The organism is Paenibacillus sp. FSL H7-0735, from assembly GCF_038008505.1.
GTDB lineage: Bacteria > Bacillota > Bacilli > Paenibacillales > Paenibacillaceae > Paenibacillus_AQ > Paenibacillus_AQ odorifer.
The window spans coordinates 176,291-193,162 of the sequence record NZ_JBBOZH010000001.1 but is presented as its reverse complement, the minus strand read 5'-3'; the positions used below and the strand labels follow the sequence as shown (position 1 = coordinate 193,162).

Sequence of the window (16,872 nt, the reverse complement as noted above, 5' to 3'; positions counted from 1 at the left end):
CGCTAGTATGTTTATATTACTCTTTTATGACAACAAGGTCTTCTCCAAAAAGCTGGATAGCCTCATCAATCCAAGGTTCAGGTTTAGCTTCTGCAGTATCGTGTTCATGCTCCAGCTGCAGTTCTTCTTTGCCAGTCTGTCCCACAGACTTCTGGGCAGCTTCATTCCAGTCACGAAGCATCATGGTTACAAGTCTATAAGGTTTGCCTAGACGCGCTGCAAGCACACTCTCAATAACCTGTCTGTTTGCCGGCTTCTCAGTAGTATCGCGGTGAATCGTGTTCTTGAATGCAACAAGCACCGCATCCTCCATAATCGATACTGGCTCACCGTCTACAAACCATGCATGAACCGTTACCTTTTCCTCTTTTACTCCCTGCAGGACAAGGCTCCACTGTTTATAGATTGCTGCAAAATCGGGACTATCTTTACCAGCAATAAACTTATCTACGTTAGGAGGCATTTTTGAGGCTGAAGAAACCCGCGGTGTTGGAACCGCATGCGATTTCGGTGCAGAAGCACCATCACGCCCTCCTCCGGAAATACCACCGGATTGCATAGCCTGTTCCAGCTTCTTCTCCAGTGCTGCGATCTGTCTTTTGAGAAGATCCAGTTCACCAGAGTCAACACTCGAATTATTCGCGCCTACTCCGGCATTTGTTTCACCTAACGGAGCAAATGCGGCGCTCTGACTTACCTCTTGCTGCAAGCTGCAAAGCTTCATCAGCGCCACTTCAAACAGTGTCTGAGGATGTGTTGCGTATTTCATTTCACCTAGGTATTTATTGATTGTATCTACAATTTGAAATAGACGCTCCCGAGAAAATGCGGTGGCCATATCTTTAAATTCAGCAGGATTCAGCACCCGCTCTGTTAATTGATCGGCCTCGGGTACCATCTTAATCATCAATAAATCTCGGAAATAATACATGAGATTCTCTAGGCATTTATCTGCACTTTTACCTTCATGCATAAGCTGCTCAACGAGCTCCAGAAGAAGACCCATATCACCTTCCAATATGGCAGTGGCAAGACGTGCAAATTGCTCGGAGGGAATTCCTCCTGTCATTCCTAACACTTGTTCGTACGTAACATTACCATCTGTAAAGGATGAAATCTGATCCAGCAAGCTCAATGCATCACGCATACCGCCATCAGATAGACGGGCAATATACTGCAATGCGTTGTTATCCGCTGTAATCCCTTCCTTCTCACAAATAGCAGTCAGATGGGCGGTCTGTTCTTCTAACGCCACTCTACGGAAGTCAAAACGCTGACAACGGGAAATTATTGTCGCTGGCAATTTGTGAGGTTCCGTTGTCGCAAGAATAAACATCGCATGTGACGGAGGTTCCTCCAACGTCTTTAATAGAGCATTAAAAGCTTCTGTAGTCAGCATATGCACTTCATCAATGATATACACTTTACGGCGTACCTCGGTAGGTGCATACTTCACCTTTTCACGCAGATCACGGATCTCCTCTACGCCCCGGTTTGATGCCGCATCTATTTCCTGCACATCCATTACATTACCCGCAGCGATTCGCAGGCAGGATGGACATTCGTTACAAGGTTCCGGACCTGGCCCACGTTCACAGTTAACCGCTTTAGCTAAGACTTTAGCAGCACTTGTCTTACCAGTTCCCCGCGGACCGCTGAACAGATAGGCATGCGAAACCCGCTGTTCACGAATTGCGTTCTGCAGCGTTTGGATAATGTGCTGTTGTCCAACCATGTCTTGAAACGACTGCGGCCGCCAAGCACGGTACAGCGCGATATGTTCCACTATGCATTACCCTCTCTTAAGCTGCCGCTTTCCCGGCATTTGTCGCAAATTTATTATACTATATTCATCGGCTATTGACCAAAAACAAAAAGCATCTTTGCTTGTGGCAAAGATGCTATGATAAACAGAATTATAAACCGTGCACCTGTTATTGATGGCTACGATCCAAGCGGCAACCCTACATGACTGCTCGAGTTAGGCCACCCTCCGGCACAAGAGTAATCTTACTTATGGCTGCTTCCTTCCGGACCTGACCAGGTTCATAAGCACTCATTGCGGAGGACCCAACTGTCAACACAGCCCATAGGAACCAAGGCCTCACATCGATAGCACCTCTAACAGGAATTCAACCTCGCTACAGCGGATTGCGAGTTACAGGGCACCGCTACCTCCCCGTCTAGCACGGCGAAGATAAGTATAGCTCACGCTCGGACAAAAATCAACTCCAAGACATAAAATGAGCCCCTCAGCTATACAGCTGGGGGCTCAATCTAACCGTTAAGCCGCAAAGCGACTGTTCAAATTAGATACCATATTTCTTCTTAAATTTATCTACGCGACCGCCGGCATCCAGGAACTTCTGCTTGCCAGTGAAGAACGGATGGCAGTTGGAGCAAATTTCGACACGAAGCTCTTGTTTAACAGAGCCAGCTTCGAAAGTGTTGCCACATGCGCAGGTTACCTTAGTTACATTATACTTTGGTTGAATTGCTTCTTGCATTTTGAATTTCACCTCTCATGCCCTAAGCCTCATGCGGACCCAGAGTTATATGATTACACTGTGGTATTTTAGCACGAAATATCGAAATGGGCAATATGTTTCATTTTTACATTTTAGCCGCTTAAATATTGATTCCCCGCCGCTTAGCCCGCGCCATATCTGCTGGTGGCACATGTGTATAAGAGCCTATAACTACATCCGGCAGTTCATCGCGGAAAATATCAAGCATCGTCTTCATCCCAAGGATTTCACCCTGGGCAGGAGGAATCAACTCTAAATAGCTCTCCGGGTCAATGTTTAGATTACGCATCTGAATAAGCTTCAGATCAGTACGTCTTACAAACTCCAGCATCGCTTCAATCTCTTCTTCGCGATCAGTCACTCCAGGGAAGATTAGATAATTGATCGACGTGTAAACCCCCTGCGAAGCAGCGTATTTCAAAGATTTCTCTACATTGGCCAATGTATAACCGCGTGGTTTGTAATAAGCATTATAATGGTCATTAAGGGCACTGATTGTGCTGACACGCATCAAATCGAGCCCAGCATCAACGATTCCTCGCATATGATCGCTTAATCCCGCATTGGTGTTGATATTGATATAGCCCATATCAGTAATCGAGCGCACTTCACGAATAGCTTCTATAATAAGTTTTGCTTGCGTGGAAGGTTCCCCTTCACAGCCTTGTCCAAAGCTGATAATCGATTCAGGCGTCTTTAAATGCTCCAACATAACTTGTGAAATTTCGTTGACCGTAGGCCGGAAATTCATCCGAGTCTGCGGAGATACAAAGCCGCTATCATCAGGTTGCTCAGAAATACAGCCAAAACATCCAGCATTACATGAATAAGAGACGGGTACACCGCCCTCCCAACGCCCTAAAAAGGTATTGGAGGAAGTCAGGCATTCATAGCCAAGCGCACAGTTAGAAAGATGCTCATAGAGACGGTTATCAGGATATTTGGCTGTCATCTCACCAACGCTGACTTCAAGATCTTCTTTGTCACAATTAAGTGGATTCCATTTCTCTGGATTATCGGTAGGGTCTGCCGCAACATAGAACCCGCCATCCTTCCACACTACAGCCGAATACCCAAACAGAGGAAGCTTATAAGACTTATCTGTCTTCACATAACCAGGAAGACATAGACGAGTATAGCCTTGCGGCAGCAGCGCTCCGACAGCCTGCGAGCCTTCCGGCAAAGACATCATTTCACCCGTCTCAGGATTCATACCCACAGCACGTGTACTAGGCAAGCCCACGAGCGTAGCACCTTCTGGTAATGGAATTAATTCTTCCTCCAGCATTTCAACAATCATATCCCCGCTACGAGCTAGCCCGTACAGTTCGGGATGATCATATACGTTTCCTTGCCCGTCGGCATATACCAAATACATGTTAGTCTCCTCTTATTATCAATTCTCAAGTTGTAGGTACTGAAGGTGTCTTCGCCCGCGTGGTACGACGAGCAGCTGTACCACTGTTGGAAGTGCCCCCGTTACTTGCAGTCCCGTTTGGTGTTGTTTTTGCCCCAGCAACGTCAAAGGATGCCAAGAACTCAGCATTAGTCTTCGTATCACGCAGCTTTTTGATGAATCCCTCCACAAAATCGTAGGATTCGTTCATATTTTTGCGAATCGCCCAAATCGTATCCAGTTCTTCTTTGCTCAAGAGCACTTCTTCGCGACGTGTACCTGAACGACGAATATCGATAGCTGGGAATATCCGGCGTTCCGCCAATTTGCGGTCCAAATGAAGCTCCATATTACCGGTACCCTTAAATTCTTCATATATAATATCATCCATACGCGAGCCAGTATCTATTAATGCTGTTGCCAAAATAGTTAATGAGCCGCCTTCTTCCACATTCCGTGCAGAACCAAAAAACCGCTTCGGCCGGTGAAAAGCCGCCGGGTCAATCCCCCCGCTAAGTGTACGTCCAGAGGGTGGAACCACCAGATTATAAGCACGCGCCAGACGCGTAATGCTATCCAAAAGAATAACTACATCCTTCTTGTGCTCAACTAAACGAAGTGCCCTTTGCAACACAAGCTCAGCCACTTTAATATGATTCTCTGGAAGCTCATCAAACGTCGATGCAACCACTTCGCCTTTTACAGAACGCTGCATATCGGTTACTTCTTCAGGACGTTCATCAATCAGCAATACAAAGAGCTCAATCTCAGGATTATTAGTGGAAATACTATTGGCAATTTCTTTTAAGAGGAGCGTTTTTCCTGCTTTTGGAGGTGCTACAATCAAACCCCGCTGCCCCAAACCTACAGGAGCGAGCAAATCCATTATTCGGGTAGACAAATGAGTAGGGGATGTTTCAAGCGGTAGCTTGTCTTGCGGATAAAGTGGTGTTAATGCTGGAAAATGAAGACGCTCCGCTGCACTAGCAGGGTTCTCGCCATTAACGGCATTGACTTGAAGCAGGCCAAAATATCGTTCATTTTCTTTAGGTGTCCGACATTTACCAGACACAAGATCTCCGCTTCTGAGATCAAACTTACGAATTTGTGAAGCTGAGATGTAAATATCTTCAGCACTGGGCAAATAGTTAATTGGCCTAAGAAATCCATAGCCCTCAGGCAAAATTTCTAGCACGCCTTCCATAAACATGAGACCGCTCTGCTCTGCCTGTGCCCGAAGGATCGCAAAGATCAGTTCCCGTTTCTTCAGCTGTCCGTAATAAGGGATCTGGTATTTCTTGGCCAGCTTATATAACTCGGTCAGCTTCATTTCTTCCAGATCGGAAATTTGAAGATCCATGTAATAACCACCTATTCAATTTTTAAATGAGTTCTTCCTAGTCTATCTACTAGGCAAAAATATGATTCTATTAAAATGCTCATTAGGTTAGTATTACCCCAAATGGAAGGAAATATGCGGTTTGGCCGCAAATTAATACTCCTTCCAAGCGGGATATCCTAATATTATTCATTCTCACGCCAAACATGAGCACCAAGTTGCCGAAGGTTGCTCACTAAATTATCATAACCACGATCAATATACTCTACGCCGGTCACTTCTGTAATACCATCCTCTACTGTTAACCCGGCAATGACAAGGGCTGCACCCGCACGCAGATCAGCTGCCTTTACTTTTGCAGCATTAAGTTTACTGCCCTCAATAATTGCAGATCGGCCCTCAACACGAATCTTTGCGCCCATTCTTACCAACTCTGGCACATGCTTGAAGCGGTTGCTGTAAACGAAATCGCTAAGCACACTAACCCCTTCTGCCTGTGTCAGCATACTTGTCATAGGAGATTGTAAATCTGTAGGAAATCCAGGATAGGTCAGTGCTTTAACATCTGCATGTTCATAATTAGCTCTACCTATAACTCGGATACTTTCATCAAGCTCTTCAATATCCACGCCCATCTCTAAAAGCTTGGCTGTTAAGGCTTCCAAGTGCTTAGGAATAACATTATCTATCAACACATTACCACGCGTAGCCGCAGCGGCAATCATATAAGTTCCTGCTTGAATCCGATCGGGAATAATGGAATGACGGCAACCGTGCATTTCCGAGACCCCTTCGATCCGGATGGTTTCTGTACCAGCGCCTTTAATAACAGCGCCCATAGAGTTCAATAGGGTAGCTACATCTATAATCTCAGGCTCTTTAGCCGCATTTTCAATAATTGTAGAGCCTTTGGCTCGTGAAGCCGCCAGCATGATGTTTATAGTGGCACCTACGCTTGATACGTCCAGATAAATCTTCGCACCGCGTAGCTCTTTTGCATATAAATGGATAGAACCATGTTCGTTGGTAACTGTTGCTCCTAAAGCCTCGAAACCCTTGATATGTTGATCAATTGGACGAGGTTCAAAATTACAGCCACCAGGAAGACCTATTGTCGCTTCTTTGAATCTTCCAAGCAGAGCTCCCATCATATAATACGAAGCTCTAAGTTTCTTAACCGGCCCATTGGGCATTGGAATAGATACAATACGTGAAGGGTCAATTCTCATCTGATTGCCTGACCAGGATACATTAGCGCCAAGCTCTTGCAAGATTTCGGAGTAAACGGCTACATCACTAAGGGACGGTAAATTATCCAGAACAACTTCAGATTCGGCCAAAATTGCCGCAGGAATAAGCGCAATGGCACTATTCTTTGCTCCACTGATGGTTACAACGCCCTCTAGCGGACGTCCACCGCCAATCATTAATTTTTCCATAGATTTATCAATTTCCCCCTACGTGTATTGCAGCTGGGTGGGCAATACGTGCTGTGGACTTTTAGTGATGAAAATGGAAAGACACCGGCTAAGCGGTGTGCTTTCCTCATCAAACTATTCAACTGGACAGAGTAATAGCCCTATCCTTTAACAAATTGCTTGTCCACCTGAGGCGGAAGCTACAATGATTAGGCTTTGTTGTTGGATCCAAATTCGCGAATTTTACCAATAACGGTTTCTTTGATTGCATCGCGACCTGGTGCGATGAATGTACGTGGATCGTAAGCATCAGGTTTAGCAGCTAGAACTTCGCGAACCACTTTTGCGAACACGATTTGGTTCTCAGTGTTCACGTTGATTTTGGAAGTACCCAGGGAGATGGCTTTCTTGATGTCATGTTCAGGAATACCTGTACCACCATGAAGAACCATTGGGATGTTAGTAGCGTCACGGATTTCTTCCATTTCTTTGAATCCGAGGTTAGGCTCGCCATGGTAAGGTCCATGAACGGAACCAAGTGCAGGAGCCAGGGTGTCGATACCTGTTTCTTTCACAATACGTACGCACTCATCAAGCTTAGCATACATGATGCCGCCGATAACGTCGTCTTCTTGTCCACCAACAGTACCTACTTCAGCTTCTACAGAAACGCCTTTAGCGTGAGCATATTCAACGACTTTTTTAGTCATATCGATGTTCTCATCGATTGGGTGATGGGAACCGTCGATCATTACGGATGTAAATCCAGCATCAATTGCTGCTTTACATTTATCAAAGCTAGATCCATGGTCAAGGTGGATAGCTACAGGAACAGTGATATTCATGTCAATAATTAGACCTTCAACCATTTTAACAACAGTAGTGAAGCCGCCCATGTGGCGTGCTGCGCCTTCAGATACACCAAGGATTACTGGTGATTTTTCTTGTTCAGCGGCACCAAGAATAGCTTGAGTCCACTCCAAGTTGTTAATGTTGTACTGACCTACTGCATATTTTCCTTCAAGTGCTTTGTTCAACATGTCTGTCATAGATACTAATGGCATGGTTTCATCCTCCTAAGAATGTTGGTTGGCTATGTTTTTAAACCGACATCACATACAGGCTTATTATAGCACATCCTGTGTCAAATACTAAATAGGGTAAACAAAAAAATGTCCCGGTGGGACGATTTTTATCCAGCCCATATAGCAATTAGACTCATCCTCTTCGGAGTCACCACGCGAAATAGGACCGATACAGAAATCACCGTTCTAACTGCATTGATCCACAGACTTGTTATGAAGATGCATGTTTACCGCTACGCGCATTTCGTCTATGTCGAACGGCTTTGTAAAATGCATTAACGCCCCTAGCTTGGTCGCCTCCTTAATCATGTCCAGTTCACCATATGCCGTCATCATAATTACCTTAATGGACGGATTGATCTCCTTTAGATGCTTCAGAATCTCGAGTCCATCCATTCCCGGTATTTTCATATCGAGTAAGACCAAATCGGGTGACTCGCTGCGAACAATGTCTAATGCCAATTTTCCGTTAGCCGCTTGAAATGTTGTATATCCCTCACTATTGAACACTTCCATAAGAAGAATCCGGATCCCGTTCTGATCATCGACAATTAATACTTTCTTCTTTTCCATACGATACCCTCCCAGAAATTAAGGCAGATTGACTATACCGCGCTCTCCACAGCGACCGGCCCCTTTAGAAACTACTCCATACGAAACCTATTATTCGTGCTTTACTGTCCAAATCCTGCTAATTGGATAAAATGGGTAAATAAAGAGTCTAAAATGAAATAAATGTCAGTTACAATATTTCTATTAAAGGGTAATACAAAAAGAGAGCCTTCGGATGAAGGCTCTCTTAGACTATTTAAGAACCGATGGGTTCTTTCTGTCTGTGTATAAATTACTGCTGCTCGGAATGCGTCAAAGAGGCTTTGACAAATTCACGGAATAGCGGTTGCGGACGGTTCGGACGTGAAGTGAATTCCGGGTGGAATTGAACCGAGAGGAACCACGGATGCTCTGGAAGCTCTACGATCTCAACTAGACGGCCATCCGGAGAAGTTCCGGAGATAACCAGTCCCGCTTTTTCAATTTCATCACGGTAAGTATTGTTGAACTCATACCGGTGACGATGACGCTCATATACCAGTTCATCATCATAGCAAGACATTGCCAGAGAGTCCGGAATAATCTTACAAGGATACAACCCAAGACGCATAGTGCCACCCATATCTTCAATATCTTTTTGCTCAGGAAGCAAATCAATCAATGGATATTGTGTATTTGGATCGATTTCGGAGCTGTTTGCACCTTGTAGTCCAAGAACAGAACGGCCATATTCAATTACAGAAACCTGCATTCCAAGGCAAATACCAAAGAAAGGTATCAATTGCTCACGGGCATAACGAATAGCGGAGATTTTACCTTCGATTCCCCGATCACCGAAACCACCAGGAACAAGAATACCGCCAATGCCACGCAGCATTTCGTCCACGTTCTCATCCGTAATTTCCTCTGCGTTCACCCAGCGGATCTTAACCTCTGCATTCGCAGCAAAACCTGCGTGTGAAAGTGATTCAACAACGCTCAAATAAGCATCATGCAGTGCTACGTACTTACCTACAATTGCTATTTCTACTGTCTTCTCTAATTTCTGAATCCGGCTAAGCATACTTTCCCATTCGCGCATATCTGGCGTAGGTGTTGTAAGCTTCAAATGATTAACAACAATCTCGTCCAATCCTTCATCACGAAGGTTCAATGGAACTTCATATAACGTCGAAGCATCGCGGCATTCCACAACAGCATTAGCATCAATATCGCAAAAGAGTGCGATTTTGGCTTTCATATCTGCGGAAAGCTCATATTCCGTACGGCACACGATGACATTCGGTTGAATACCGATACTGCGCAGCTCTTTAACGCTATGCTGTGTCGGCTTCGTCTTCACTTCTCCAGCAGCCTTGATATAAGGAATCAAGGTTACGTGGATATACATCACATTTTCCCGGCCAATATCACTCTTGATTTGACGAATCGCTTCCAGGAACGGAAGACTTTCAATATCCCCTACAGTACCGCCGATCTCTGTGATAACAACATCAGAGTTAGTCTCGCGGCCCGCGCGGAACACGCGTTCTTTGATCTCATTCGTAATATGCGGGATAACTTGTACAGTTCCACCCAAGTACTCTCCACGACGTTCCTTGCTGATTACGGATGAATAGATCTTACCTGTCGTCACATTGCTGTTCTTCGACAGATTGATATCAATAAACCGTTCATAGTGCCCAAGGTCAAGGTCAGTCTCTGCACCGTCATCCGTTACGAAGACTTCTCCGTGCTGGTAAGGGCTCATTGTTCCAGGGTCTACGTTAAGATACGGATCAAATTTCTGAATCGTTACCTTTAGACCTCTGTTCTTGAGCAGCCTGCCCAGCGAAGCGGCGGTAATGCCTTTACCCAGGGAAGACACAACGCCACCCGTTACAAAAATATACTTTGTCACTGTAAAACCCTCCTAAATAAAGTCCAAACATAAAAGCGGCACATGGTGTTTATCGTAACCCGTTTTACTATCATCAAAACAGGGGAAATCAAAAGTTTAATTCACCGGGGAAAACATAAAACGTCATCCCGCAAATTCCATTAATCTACAGCTACTTTGCATCTAAAAAAACAAAAAAGTGACACCCGTAGAACCGGGGCACTTTTTATTTTAGAAAACACGTTTATTAACTTACATGATAAGCCCATGCAATAGTTTACTCTGACGATCCCCCACTGTCAAGGGAGGAATTATGCCACAGACAAGACTCTTCTGATTATTGATCTTACTTGTCATCCTCGGAATCTTCATCGTCGCTATCTTCTGCATCGTCTTCGTCCGTATCGTCTTCGTCTATGTCATCTTCATCGATCACGACATCTTCGTCGACTTCTTCTTCGCTGTCGTCGTCAGAATAGAGGTCGTCGCGATCTTCATCGATAGCGTCGAAATCCTCTTCTTCAGCTGTGTAGTTTTCTTCTTCATCAGCAAAATCGTCATCTTCCAAATCATCGTCTTCATCGTTGATGATGCGCACCCGTTTAGTGTTACCAACCGGATCATCGGAGCGCTCTAGAGGATACCAGCGTTTCAGTCCCCAAAGGTTGGTTCCGACACAGGCAAAACGCCCGTCAATGTTAATCTCGGTATATAACTGGGCAATAGTATCTTGGCTTTCTTGATCGGTCATACCGCGTAACTTGGCTACCTCGACCATCAGATCACGGTAATAATACGGTGTATTGGCTGCTTTAAGCACCAGAAAGGCAAGATCCACCATTGGCATTTCTTTAACTTTCTCAGGGTCTAGCTTTAAATTGAGTGGCGTACTCACTAAAGGACACTTCCTCTCACGCATTGTTCACATTACGGTTTATTTCAATAATATCCATTAACAAAACTAAGTAAAACCTATTTAACAACAAAATGCAAGTCAAATGCAAGAACCGCCCAACAGAAAAAGCCTCCTGCTTATTATCCATACAGGAAACCTGTCTTCATCAAGAAGAGTTGATATGTAATTGTAGCAAGGGTCGCCGCACCCAAAGTTTTTAGAAATGGGATTTAAAAAGGCGGAGGAAGACCTCCGCGCATGACTGTATCCACGCCAAGGATCGGCTCCTTACGGGATGTTACAAAGAGAGTTTTAATCTCTTCTGTTTATTTTATGTAAAGCGCCGTCTTTTGACACGCTGGGCAGCCCATTTCCTTAAAAAAGGGCAAGTTCCCATTCGGACCCCTCCCTCCGCTCATACAATATGGCAGCAGGGCACCGAGGGGGGACAGCGAAATCTATGGACTATTACAAATTTTGGAACATGCTTCTTGAAGAAATATCGGTTGCCCCAAAAAATGGTGAGCGGCGTATTCTTACCTTCAACGATCCCCGCCAGTATGCCGGAGCTTTCTCCCAATGGAAGGCTCTAAAAGCAAAGCAGCCCGAGCTGCGTCAAGTACAGGTATCTCCGCTGATTCGGGCCTTCTTCGTGCCTGCTGCCGCCGGAAAGCTGATGAACCGATTTGCAGACCTTCTAAACGTCGAAGACGATCTGCAGATTCAAATTCATTCTATAGCTAACGAAAAGAGCGGAATCGCCGCCCTCCCTTGGGGGGTGAAAGCGATTCATGCTCCTCAGGCATGGTCTAAATCAACCGGAGTTCACGTCAAAATCGGCGTCATTGACACCGGCGCGGATTACCGTCATCCCGATCTGAAGCATTCATTAGCCTCTGGAGTCAACCTACTACACCGCGGGATGCTGCCGCTGGATGATAACGGGCACGGAACTCATATCGCCGGAACCTTAGCGGCAGCAGGGGGAAATCGCGGAATGATGGGAGTGGCGCCGCGAGCGCTGCTATATCCAGTCAAGGCCTTTGATCATAGTGGATCAGCCTATGTGTCCGATATTGTGCTAGGTATTGATTGGTGTGTGCAGAACCGAATCGACGTCATTAATATGAGCTTTGGAATGAAGACTAGAAGCAAGGCGCTCCACAATGTGGTTATAAAAGCATATCGGGCCGGAATCGCCGTCATTGCCTCCTCTGGGAATGACGGCAAACGTGGCGGGGACTATCCCGCACGTTATCCCGAGACGATAGCCGTGGGCGCCATCGATAAAAGACACCGGGTTGCCGGCTTCAGCAATCGCGGTTCATATATCGATGTATACGCGCCCGGCGAAGGCGTGCCCTCCTGCTGGCTGAAGGAGGGCTACAAAGAAATGAGCGGCACCTCCATGGCGACCTCGCATGTCACGGGAGCCGCCGCATTGCTGCTCGCACTGCGACCGGGCCTCACGCCAAGGGAGCTGAAGCTGCTCTTGCGCCGCACCGCGTCCCCGGTGCGGCTACGCAAGGGGCAACGCCGCGCATCCCTAGGCGGCGGCTCTGCCGATGCCCTGCGACTGCTGAGAGCAGGAGTAAGGGCGAAGCGTTCGGTCTCCGCGAACGTGTAGACCCCGCCCGGGCACCGGGTGGGTCACTCTGACGTGAGCGCAGCTGATGCCGGTGCGAAGAACGGCAGCAAAGAAAAATCCGCCCCCCGGAAACCGGAAGGCGGATTTTTTGTCGTTTGCTGTTGATTTACATGCGATCCGGTGCAGAAACTCCGACAAGACGCAGTACATTGGCAATAGTAGTACGCGTTGCGCCAAGCAATGCAAGACGCGCCACGGTTTGAGCAGCATCCTCAGTAATTACACGTTCAGCTTTGTAATAACTGTGGAACATCGCAGCCAGCTCATATACATAACGGATGAGGCGATGTGGAGCATAACCTTCAGCCGCAACAGCGATTTCTGCCGGGAGCTCACCAATTTTTCGCAGCAGGTCATATTCATGCACTGCTGTCAGCTTGGAGAAGTCAATTTTAGCGTAATCAGGGATAGAAATCCCTTGCTCCTCTGCCTGACGGAAAATACTGCAAATACGGGCATGCGCATATTGAACATAGAATACAGGATTTTCATTAGAAGTAGAGATCGCCAAATCCATATCGAAATCAAGATGAGAATCCATGCTGCGCATGGTGAAGAAATAACGAATCGCATCGATTCCTACTTCCTCCATCAAATCTTCCATCGTAACCGCTTTGCCGGTACGTTTGGACATTTTGACCTTTTCACCATTCTGGAACAGGCTGACCATCTGAGCAATCAGAACCACTAGCTTCTCAGGATCATTGCCAAGGGCTGACATTGCCGCCTTCATCCGCGGAATATAACCATGGTGATCAGCGCCCCAAATGTTAATCATTTTATCGTAACCGCGGCCATACTTATCGCTGTGATAAGCAATATCCGGGGTAAGGTAGGTATATGTGCCATCATTTTTGATCAAGACACGGTCTTTATCATCGCCGTATTTTGTCGTTTGCAGCCAGGTTGCCCCATCTTGCTCGTACACTTCTCCACGATCACGGAGCTCGTCCAGCGAGCGCAGTACTTCTCCGTTCTCATACAGCGAGGTTTCACTGAACCAGATATCGAAGTTTACACGGAAAAGACCTAGATCACGTTTGATTTTATCCAACTCTTTATTAAGTCCATAGGTCCGGAAAAAAGCAGCACGCTCACTAGGGCTCATCTCGAGCAAGGTATCGCCCTTTTCTGCCACAAGCTCCTTCGCAAAACCCTTAATATCCTCACCATGGTAACCATCTTCCGGCATTTCTGCCTCTTGACCCAGCTCCTGCAGGTATCTGGTTTCAATGGATTTACACAGATTAGCCACTTGGTTACCGGCATCATTAATATAATATTCCCGGGTCACCTCATAACCTGCATAATCAAGCACATTACACAGCGCATCACCGACAGCAGCACCACGGGCATGCCCTAAATGTAGGCTACCTGTTGGATTGGCACTGACGAACTCCATTTCAACCTTCTGACCTTGACCCAGATTAATACGGCCATAGTCATCCCCCTGCTCAGCAACAAGGCTGATGATTGGGTACAAGTAGTTCTTAGACAGGGTAAAGTTAATAAAGCCTGGTCCTGCAATTTCCGCTTTCTCAATAGAAGCTCTGCTCGTATCCAAATGCTCAATAATAGCTTCAGCAATCTGGCGTGGATTACGTTTAGCAATTTTGGTCAGCTGCATAGCAGCGTTCGTAGCCAAATCACCGTGCGCCTTATCTCTTGGTACTTCCAGTACAATATCCGGAACCTCTTCCGGTGCAACCAGCCCAGCATTCACAATCGCATCGGCGATGGCTTCTTTTACCCGTTCATTTACAAGCTCTAACGGATTCTTACTATGTGTCATAATTTCGGTTCCTCCTGTATATGCAAACTAATAGCGAACTTTCCTGTCAATTCCTCGTAAACGTACAAATCATATTCCCAGGCAACCGTTAAAGAGCGCCCTTCGCGCACAACTTCCAGCTTGTTCGTTTCCGTAGAAAGATTGAACTGCGTATATGGCGAGCGGTAGAATCCTGGCAGACGCCGTCCAGCTTCAAAGCTCTGCTCTGACTGAATCCCGCCATGGCGGATTAGCTTCAGTTGATTACCTGCAATCTTTATCGTTGTACGAACAGAAACTTCCTCCCCGCGAGGACCCTGCTCTAATTCTTCATATTGAATATATAGATGCGGTCCTTTGGATGTTACTTCTCCATTCGCTTCCATAACATTTCGCTGACCATCTTGAAGGCTCACGAGCGTAATAGAGACATCATATTTGTCAGACTGTATTTCAGGCATCACACGTTCCTCCATTCTGCAAGCCTCTGCATTCTGCATAAGAAAAACGTCTAATGGCAAAGCTTAAACATTTTTATATTAATCAAAGGCCTATTTCGCTTTCCCATTGTACACTATAATCCAGTTCAAAGAAGCATTTCAATACAGAATCAAGCATATCTTCATAAGCACATAAAATATTACCATATTGATGATTAAAAGCACACTTTGAACGTCCATTCTCTATGTATATCATTTACTTCGATAATATTTGCACCTACCAAGCACCTATCGGACATAAATGACCCTATGCGCAGTATGATTCCATATTTGGTGCGATAACGGACTTCATAGTCGCTATTAGCCTAAAAAACAACCCATTTGAACCTCTTTCTAGGGAATAGTGTTATTGGAGTCCGAAACTCTATCCCAAAGGCCGAAAATTTGCAAATAACGTCATCTGGGTCCGTAACCCTCCGAGGATGAGGGATCTGATTAGGGCACTGATAAGGGTACTATTGAAGCAAGCAAAGATACCAACGACAAAAATACAGAGCAGCGATTCTCCAAGTATCCGGAGAATCGCTGCTCTGCTGTCTATTTGCGATTTTCACAATACATCGGAACTTATATTCTTGCACTGTAAAGAATTATTGGGTCATCACTTTCAAAGAAAACCTGCGTTCCCATGAAGCTCCGCCGTCTTTGGTCACATACAAGGAAGAGTAATCAAGCTCACGGATGGCGAGCCAGCCCTCTTTATTACTAGTGAAGGAGATTACCCCCTCATAACCAGCGAGCGCCGGAAGATTAGTCCATTGCTTACCGCCGTTATAAGAGCGTCCAACCGCCACTTTCTCTGCTGCTGGGGAAAACCCCACTAAAAAGGAGGTGCTGTTTCCCACAAGCTGCAGGTTCCCAGGTTTGCCAGCAGCTGGCCCTTTATTGAATTCAGCCTTGCCACTTCCTGGCGCAGGTCCGCCGCCCGCAGTTTCCTGAGCGATCACACGATTCCAACTTTTCCCCCTGTTCGCACTTTCATACAGCGAGTAGGAGGTCTGACTCATCCCCGTACCGCCATAGAGCACTACAGCGACCTGATCTCCCTTAGCGGAGATTTGTCCAAACTCGGGCTCGGCAAAAGCCGCCTTAAGTGAAAGGCTCCAAGTTGCCCCTCCATCTGTGGTCTTCATTACCCGATACCCGCTTCCCGGCACGATTACAACCGCCCAGCCGGTATTCCGGTCACTAAAATAAGCACCTCTTGTATTGGGTGGGGTGGAAATCTTACTCCAGCTCAGCCCCCCGTCTTTGGTGTAATACGTTGCGGTTCTATCATAAGCAAAACCTTTCTTACTATCTATAAAATTTATTCTTTCAAAGCTGACGGCTTTGTTCGAAAGTCTCTTCCACTCCGAGCCACCGTTAGAGGTACCGATTAAATATTGAGCCTGCCCCTCCTCTACAGAAGCAAGCGCAAAGCCATGTACATTATCGGGAAAATCGAATTGTTTGAAGCTCCATTGGCCTTGATAGATCTCTTGAAAATGGCAGCCTCCGTCAGAGGTACCAATCATAAATCCATTACCTGCTGCCCGTCCGGTATTCCCTTTCAAAAACTGAACATCAGAAAAGCTAAGCGGTGTGGATATATCACCTGAGTGCTTGTTTTGCAGGGCCTGTAGCAAGCCGTGATCTCCTGTGCCGCAAGTCGCTGGTGCTGGTGCAGCCGCAGCATGTACAGAAGTTACTGGTGCACTCCAGCCTGATACCATAATAAGCGTCGCCGAGAGGGCGGTTATTGTCGTCTTATGAATCTTTTTCGTCCATTTCATGATGACACCTCCTAATATGTATATACCCTTACTTACAATCCCTACTCTGTTATACCGCCAGAGATGATGGCCTATCTACCTTAAAC

Annotated in this window: 13 protein-coding genes and 1 other RNA gene; 1 reads left to right on the top strand and 13 read right to left on the bottom strand. The window is 46.1% G+C overall.

All coding sequences use genetic code 11. The annotated features are described in order from the left end of the window. Positions 1-16 precede the first annotated feature (16 nt). The 10 genes from dnaX to rpoE form a co-directional block, all read right to left on the bottom strand. A complete protein-coding gene (gene dnaX, locus NSS82_RS00910; protein ID WP_076148013.1) occupies positions 17-1,786 on the bottom strand; it encodes a DNA polymerase III subunit gamma/tau in 1,770 nt (589 codons plus the stop codon). Positions 1,787-1,923: 137 nt separating this feature from the next. After that, positions 1,924-2,192, bottom strand: an RNA gene (gene ffs, locus NSS82_RS00905) — signal recognition particle sRNA large type. Between the two features lie 117 nt (positions 2,193-2,309). Next, entirely contained in the window at positions 2,310-2,507 is a 198-nt protein-coding gene (gene rpmE, locus NSS82_RS00900) for a 50S ribosomal protein L31 (protein ID WP_036679927.1), read from the bottom strand. A gap of 121 nt (positions 2,508-2,628) precedes the next feature. Further along, positions 2,629-3,906, bottom strand: coding sequence for a radical SAM protein (locus tag NSS82_RS00895; protein ID WP_076273395.1), 1,278 nt, complete (start codon positions 3,904-3,906; stop codon positions 2,629-2,631). Between the two features lie 25 nt (positions 3,907-3,931). Then, complete coding sequence (gene rho / locus NSS82_RS00890) at positions 3,932-5,284, bottom strand: transcription termination factor Rho (RefSeq protein ID WP_036679930.1); 1,353 nt, start codon at positions 5,282-5,284, stop codon at positions 3,932-3,934. A 164-nt stretch (positions 5,285-5,448) separates the two neighbouring features. Beyond that, complete coding sequence (locus NSS82_RS00885) at positions 5,449-6,702, bottom strand: UDP-N-acetylglucosamine 1-carboxyvinyltransferase (protein ID WP_036679932.1); 1,254 nt, start codon at positions 6,700-6,702, stop codon at positions 5,449-5,451. 188 nt (positions 6,703-6,890) lie between these two features. Further along, entirely contained in the window at positions 6,891-7,745 is an 855-nt protein-coding gene (gene fba, locus NSS82_RS00880; RefSeq protein ID WP_036679934.1) for a class II fructose-1,6-bisphosphate aldolase, read from the bottom strand. Between the two features lie 207 nt (positions 7,746-7,952). Beyond that, positions 7,953-8,339: a response regulator gene (locus NSS82_RS00875; RefSeq protein ID WP_036679935.1), complete on the bottom strand. Its 387-nt coding sequence runs from the start codon at positions 8,337-8,339 to the stop codon at positions 7,953-7,955. 271 nt (positions 8,340-8,610) lie between these two features. Then, positions 8,611-10,218 (bottom strand): CTP synthase, encoded by a 1,608-nt coding sequence (locus tag NSS82_RS00870; RefSeq protein ID WP_076273394.1) that lies wholly within the window; start codon positions 10,216-10,218, stop codon positions 8,611-8,613. Positions 10,219-10,543: 325 nt separating this feature from the next. After that, complete coding sequence (gene rpoE / locus NSS82_RS00865; protein ID WP_038568074.1) at positions 10,544-11,092, bottom strand: DNA-directed RNA polymerase subunit delta; 549 nt, start codon at positions 11,090-11,092, stop codon at positions 10,544-10,546. A gap of 460 nt (positions 11,093-11,552) precedes the next feature. Between rpoE and NSS82_RS00860 the strand changes: the two genes are divergently transcribed. Continuing rightward, positions 11,553-12,719, top strand: coding sequence for a S8 family peptidase (locus tag NSS82_RS00860; RefSeq protein WP_038568071.1), 1,167 nt, complete (start codon positions 11,553-11,555; stop codon positions 12,717-12,719). A gap of 127 nt (positions 12,720-12,846) precedes the next feature. Here NSS82_RS00860 and argS read toward each other — a convergent pair whose 3' ends face one another. The 3 genes from argS to NSS82_RS00845 all read right to left on the bottom strand — a co-directional run bounded on the left by argS (position 12,847) and on the right by NSS82_RS00845 (position 16,786). Next, positions 12,847-14,532: an arginine--tRNA ligase gene (gene argS / locus NSS82_RS00855; RefSeq protein WP_076106030.1), complete on the bottom strand. Its 1,686-nt coding sequence runs from the start codon at positions 14,530-14,532 to the stop codon at positions 12,847-12,849. Continuing rightward, the gene (locus tag NSS82_RS00850) at positions 14,529-14,972 is read right to left on the bottom strand and encodes a DUF1934 domain-containing protein (protein WP_036679946.1); all 444 of its coding nucleotides are present in this window, start codon (positions 14,970-14,972) and stop codon (positions 14,529-14,531) included. Before NSS82_RS00850 ends, argS begins: the two co-directional genes overlap by 4 nt. Before the next feature lie 629 nt (positions 14,973-15,601). Next, the gene (locus tag NSS82_RS00845) at positions 15,602-16,786 is read right to left on the bottom strand and encodes a hypothetical protein (protein ID WP_076273393.1); all 1,185 of its coding nucleotides are present in this window, start codon (positions 16,784-16,786) and stop codon (positions 15,602-15,604) included. Between the last annotated feature and the right edge of the window lie 86 nt (positions 16,787-16,872).

Excerpts from the sequence above, each read along its gene's own strand:
- rpmE (WP_036679927.1), bottom strand. The coding sequence starts at position 2,507 with ATGCAAGAAGCAATTCAACCAAAGTATAATGTAACTAAGGTAACCTGC.
- NSS82_RS00895 (WP_076273395.1), bottom strand. The coding sequence starts at position 3,906 with ATGTATTTGGTATATGCCGACGGGCAAGGAAACGTATATGATCATCCC.
- rho (WP_036679930.1), bottom strand. The coding sequence starts at position 5,284 with ATGGATCTTCAAATTTCCGATCTGGAAGAAATGAAGCTGACCGAGTTA.
- NSS82_RS00885 (WP_036679932.1), bottom strand. The coding sequence starts at position 6,702 with ATGGAAAAATTAATGATTGGCGGTGGACGTCCGCTAGAGGGCGTTGTA.
- fba (WP_036679934.1), bottom strand. The coding sequence starts at position 7,745 with ATGCCATTAGTATCTATGACAGACATGTTGAACAAAGCACTTGAAGGA.
- NSS82_RS00875 (WP_036679935.1), bottom strand. The coding sequence starts at position 8,339 with ATGGAAAAGAAGAAAGTATTAATTGTCGATGATCAGAACGGGATCCGG.
- NSS82_RS00860 (WP_038568071.1), top strand. The coding sequence starts at position 11,553 with ATGGACTATTACAAATTTTGGAACATGCTTCTTGAAGAAATATCGGTT.
- argS (WP_076106030.1), bottom strand. The coding sequence starts at position 14,532 with ATGACACATAGTAAGAATCCGTTAGAGCTTGTAAATGAACGGGTAAAA.
- NSS82_RS00850 (WP_036679946.1), bottom strand. The coding sequence starts at position 14,972 with ATGCCTGAAATACAGTCTGACAAATATGATGTCTCTATTACGCTCGTG.
- NSS82_RS00845 (WP_076273393.1), bottom strand. The coding sequence starts at position 16,786 with ATGAAATGGACGAAAAAGATTCATAAGACGACAATAACCGCCCTCTCG.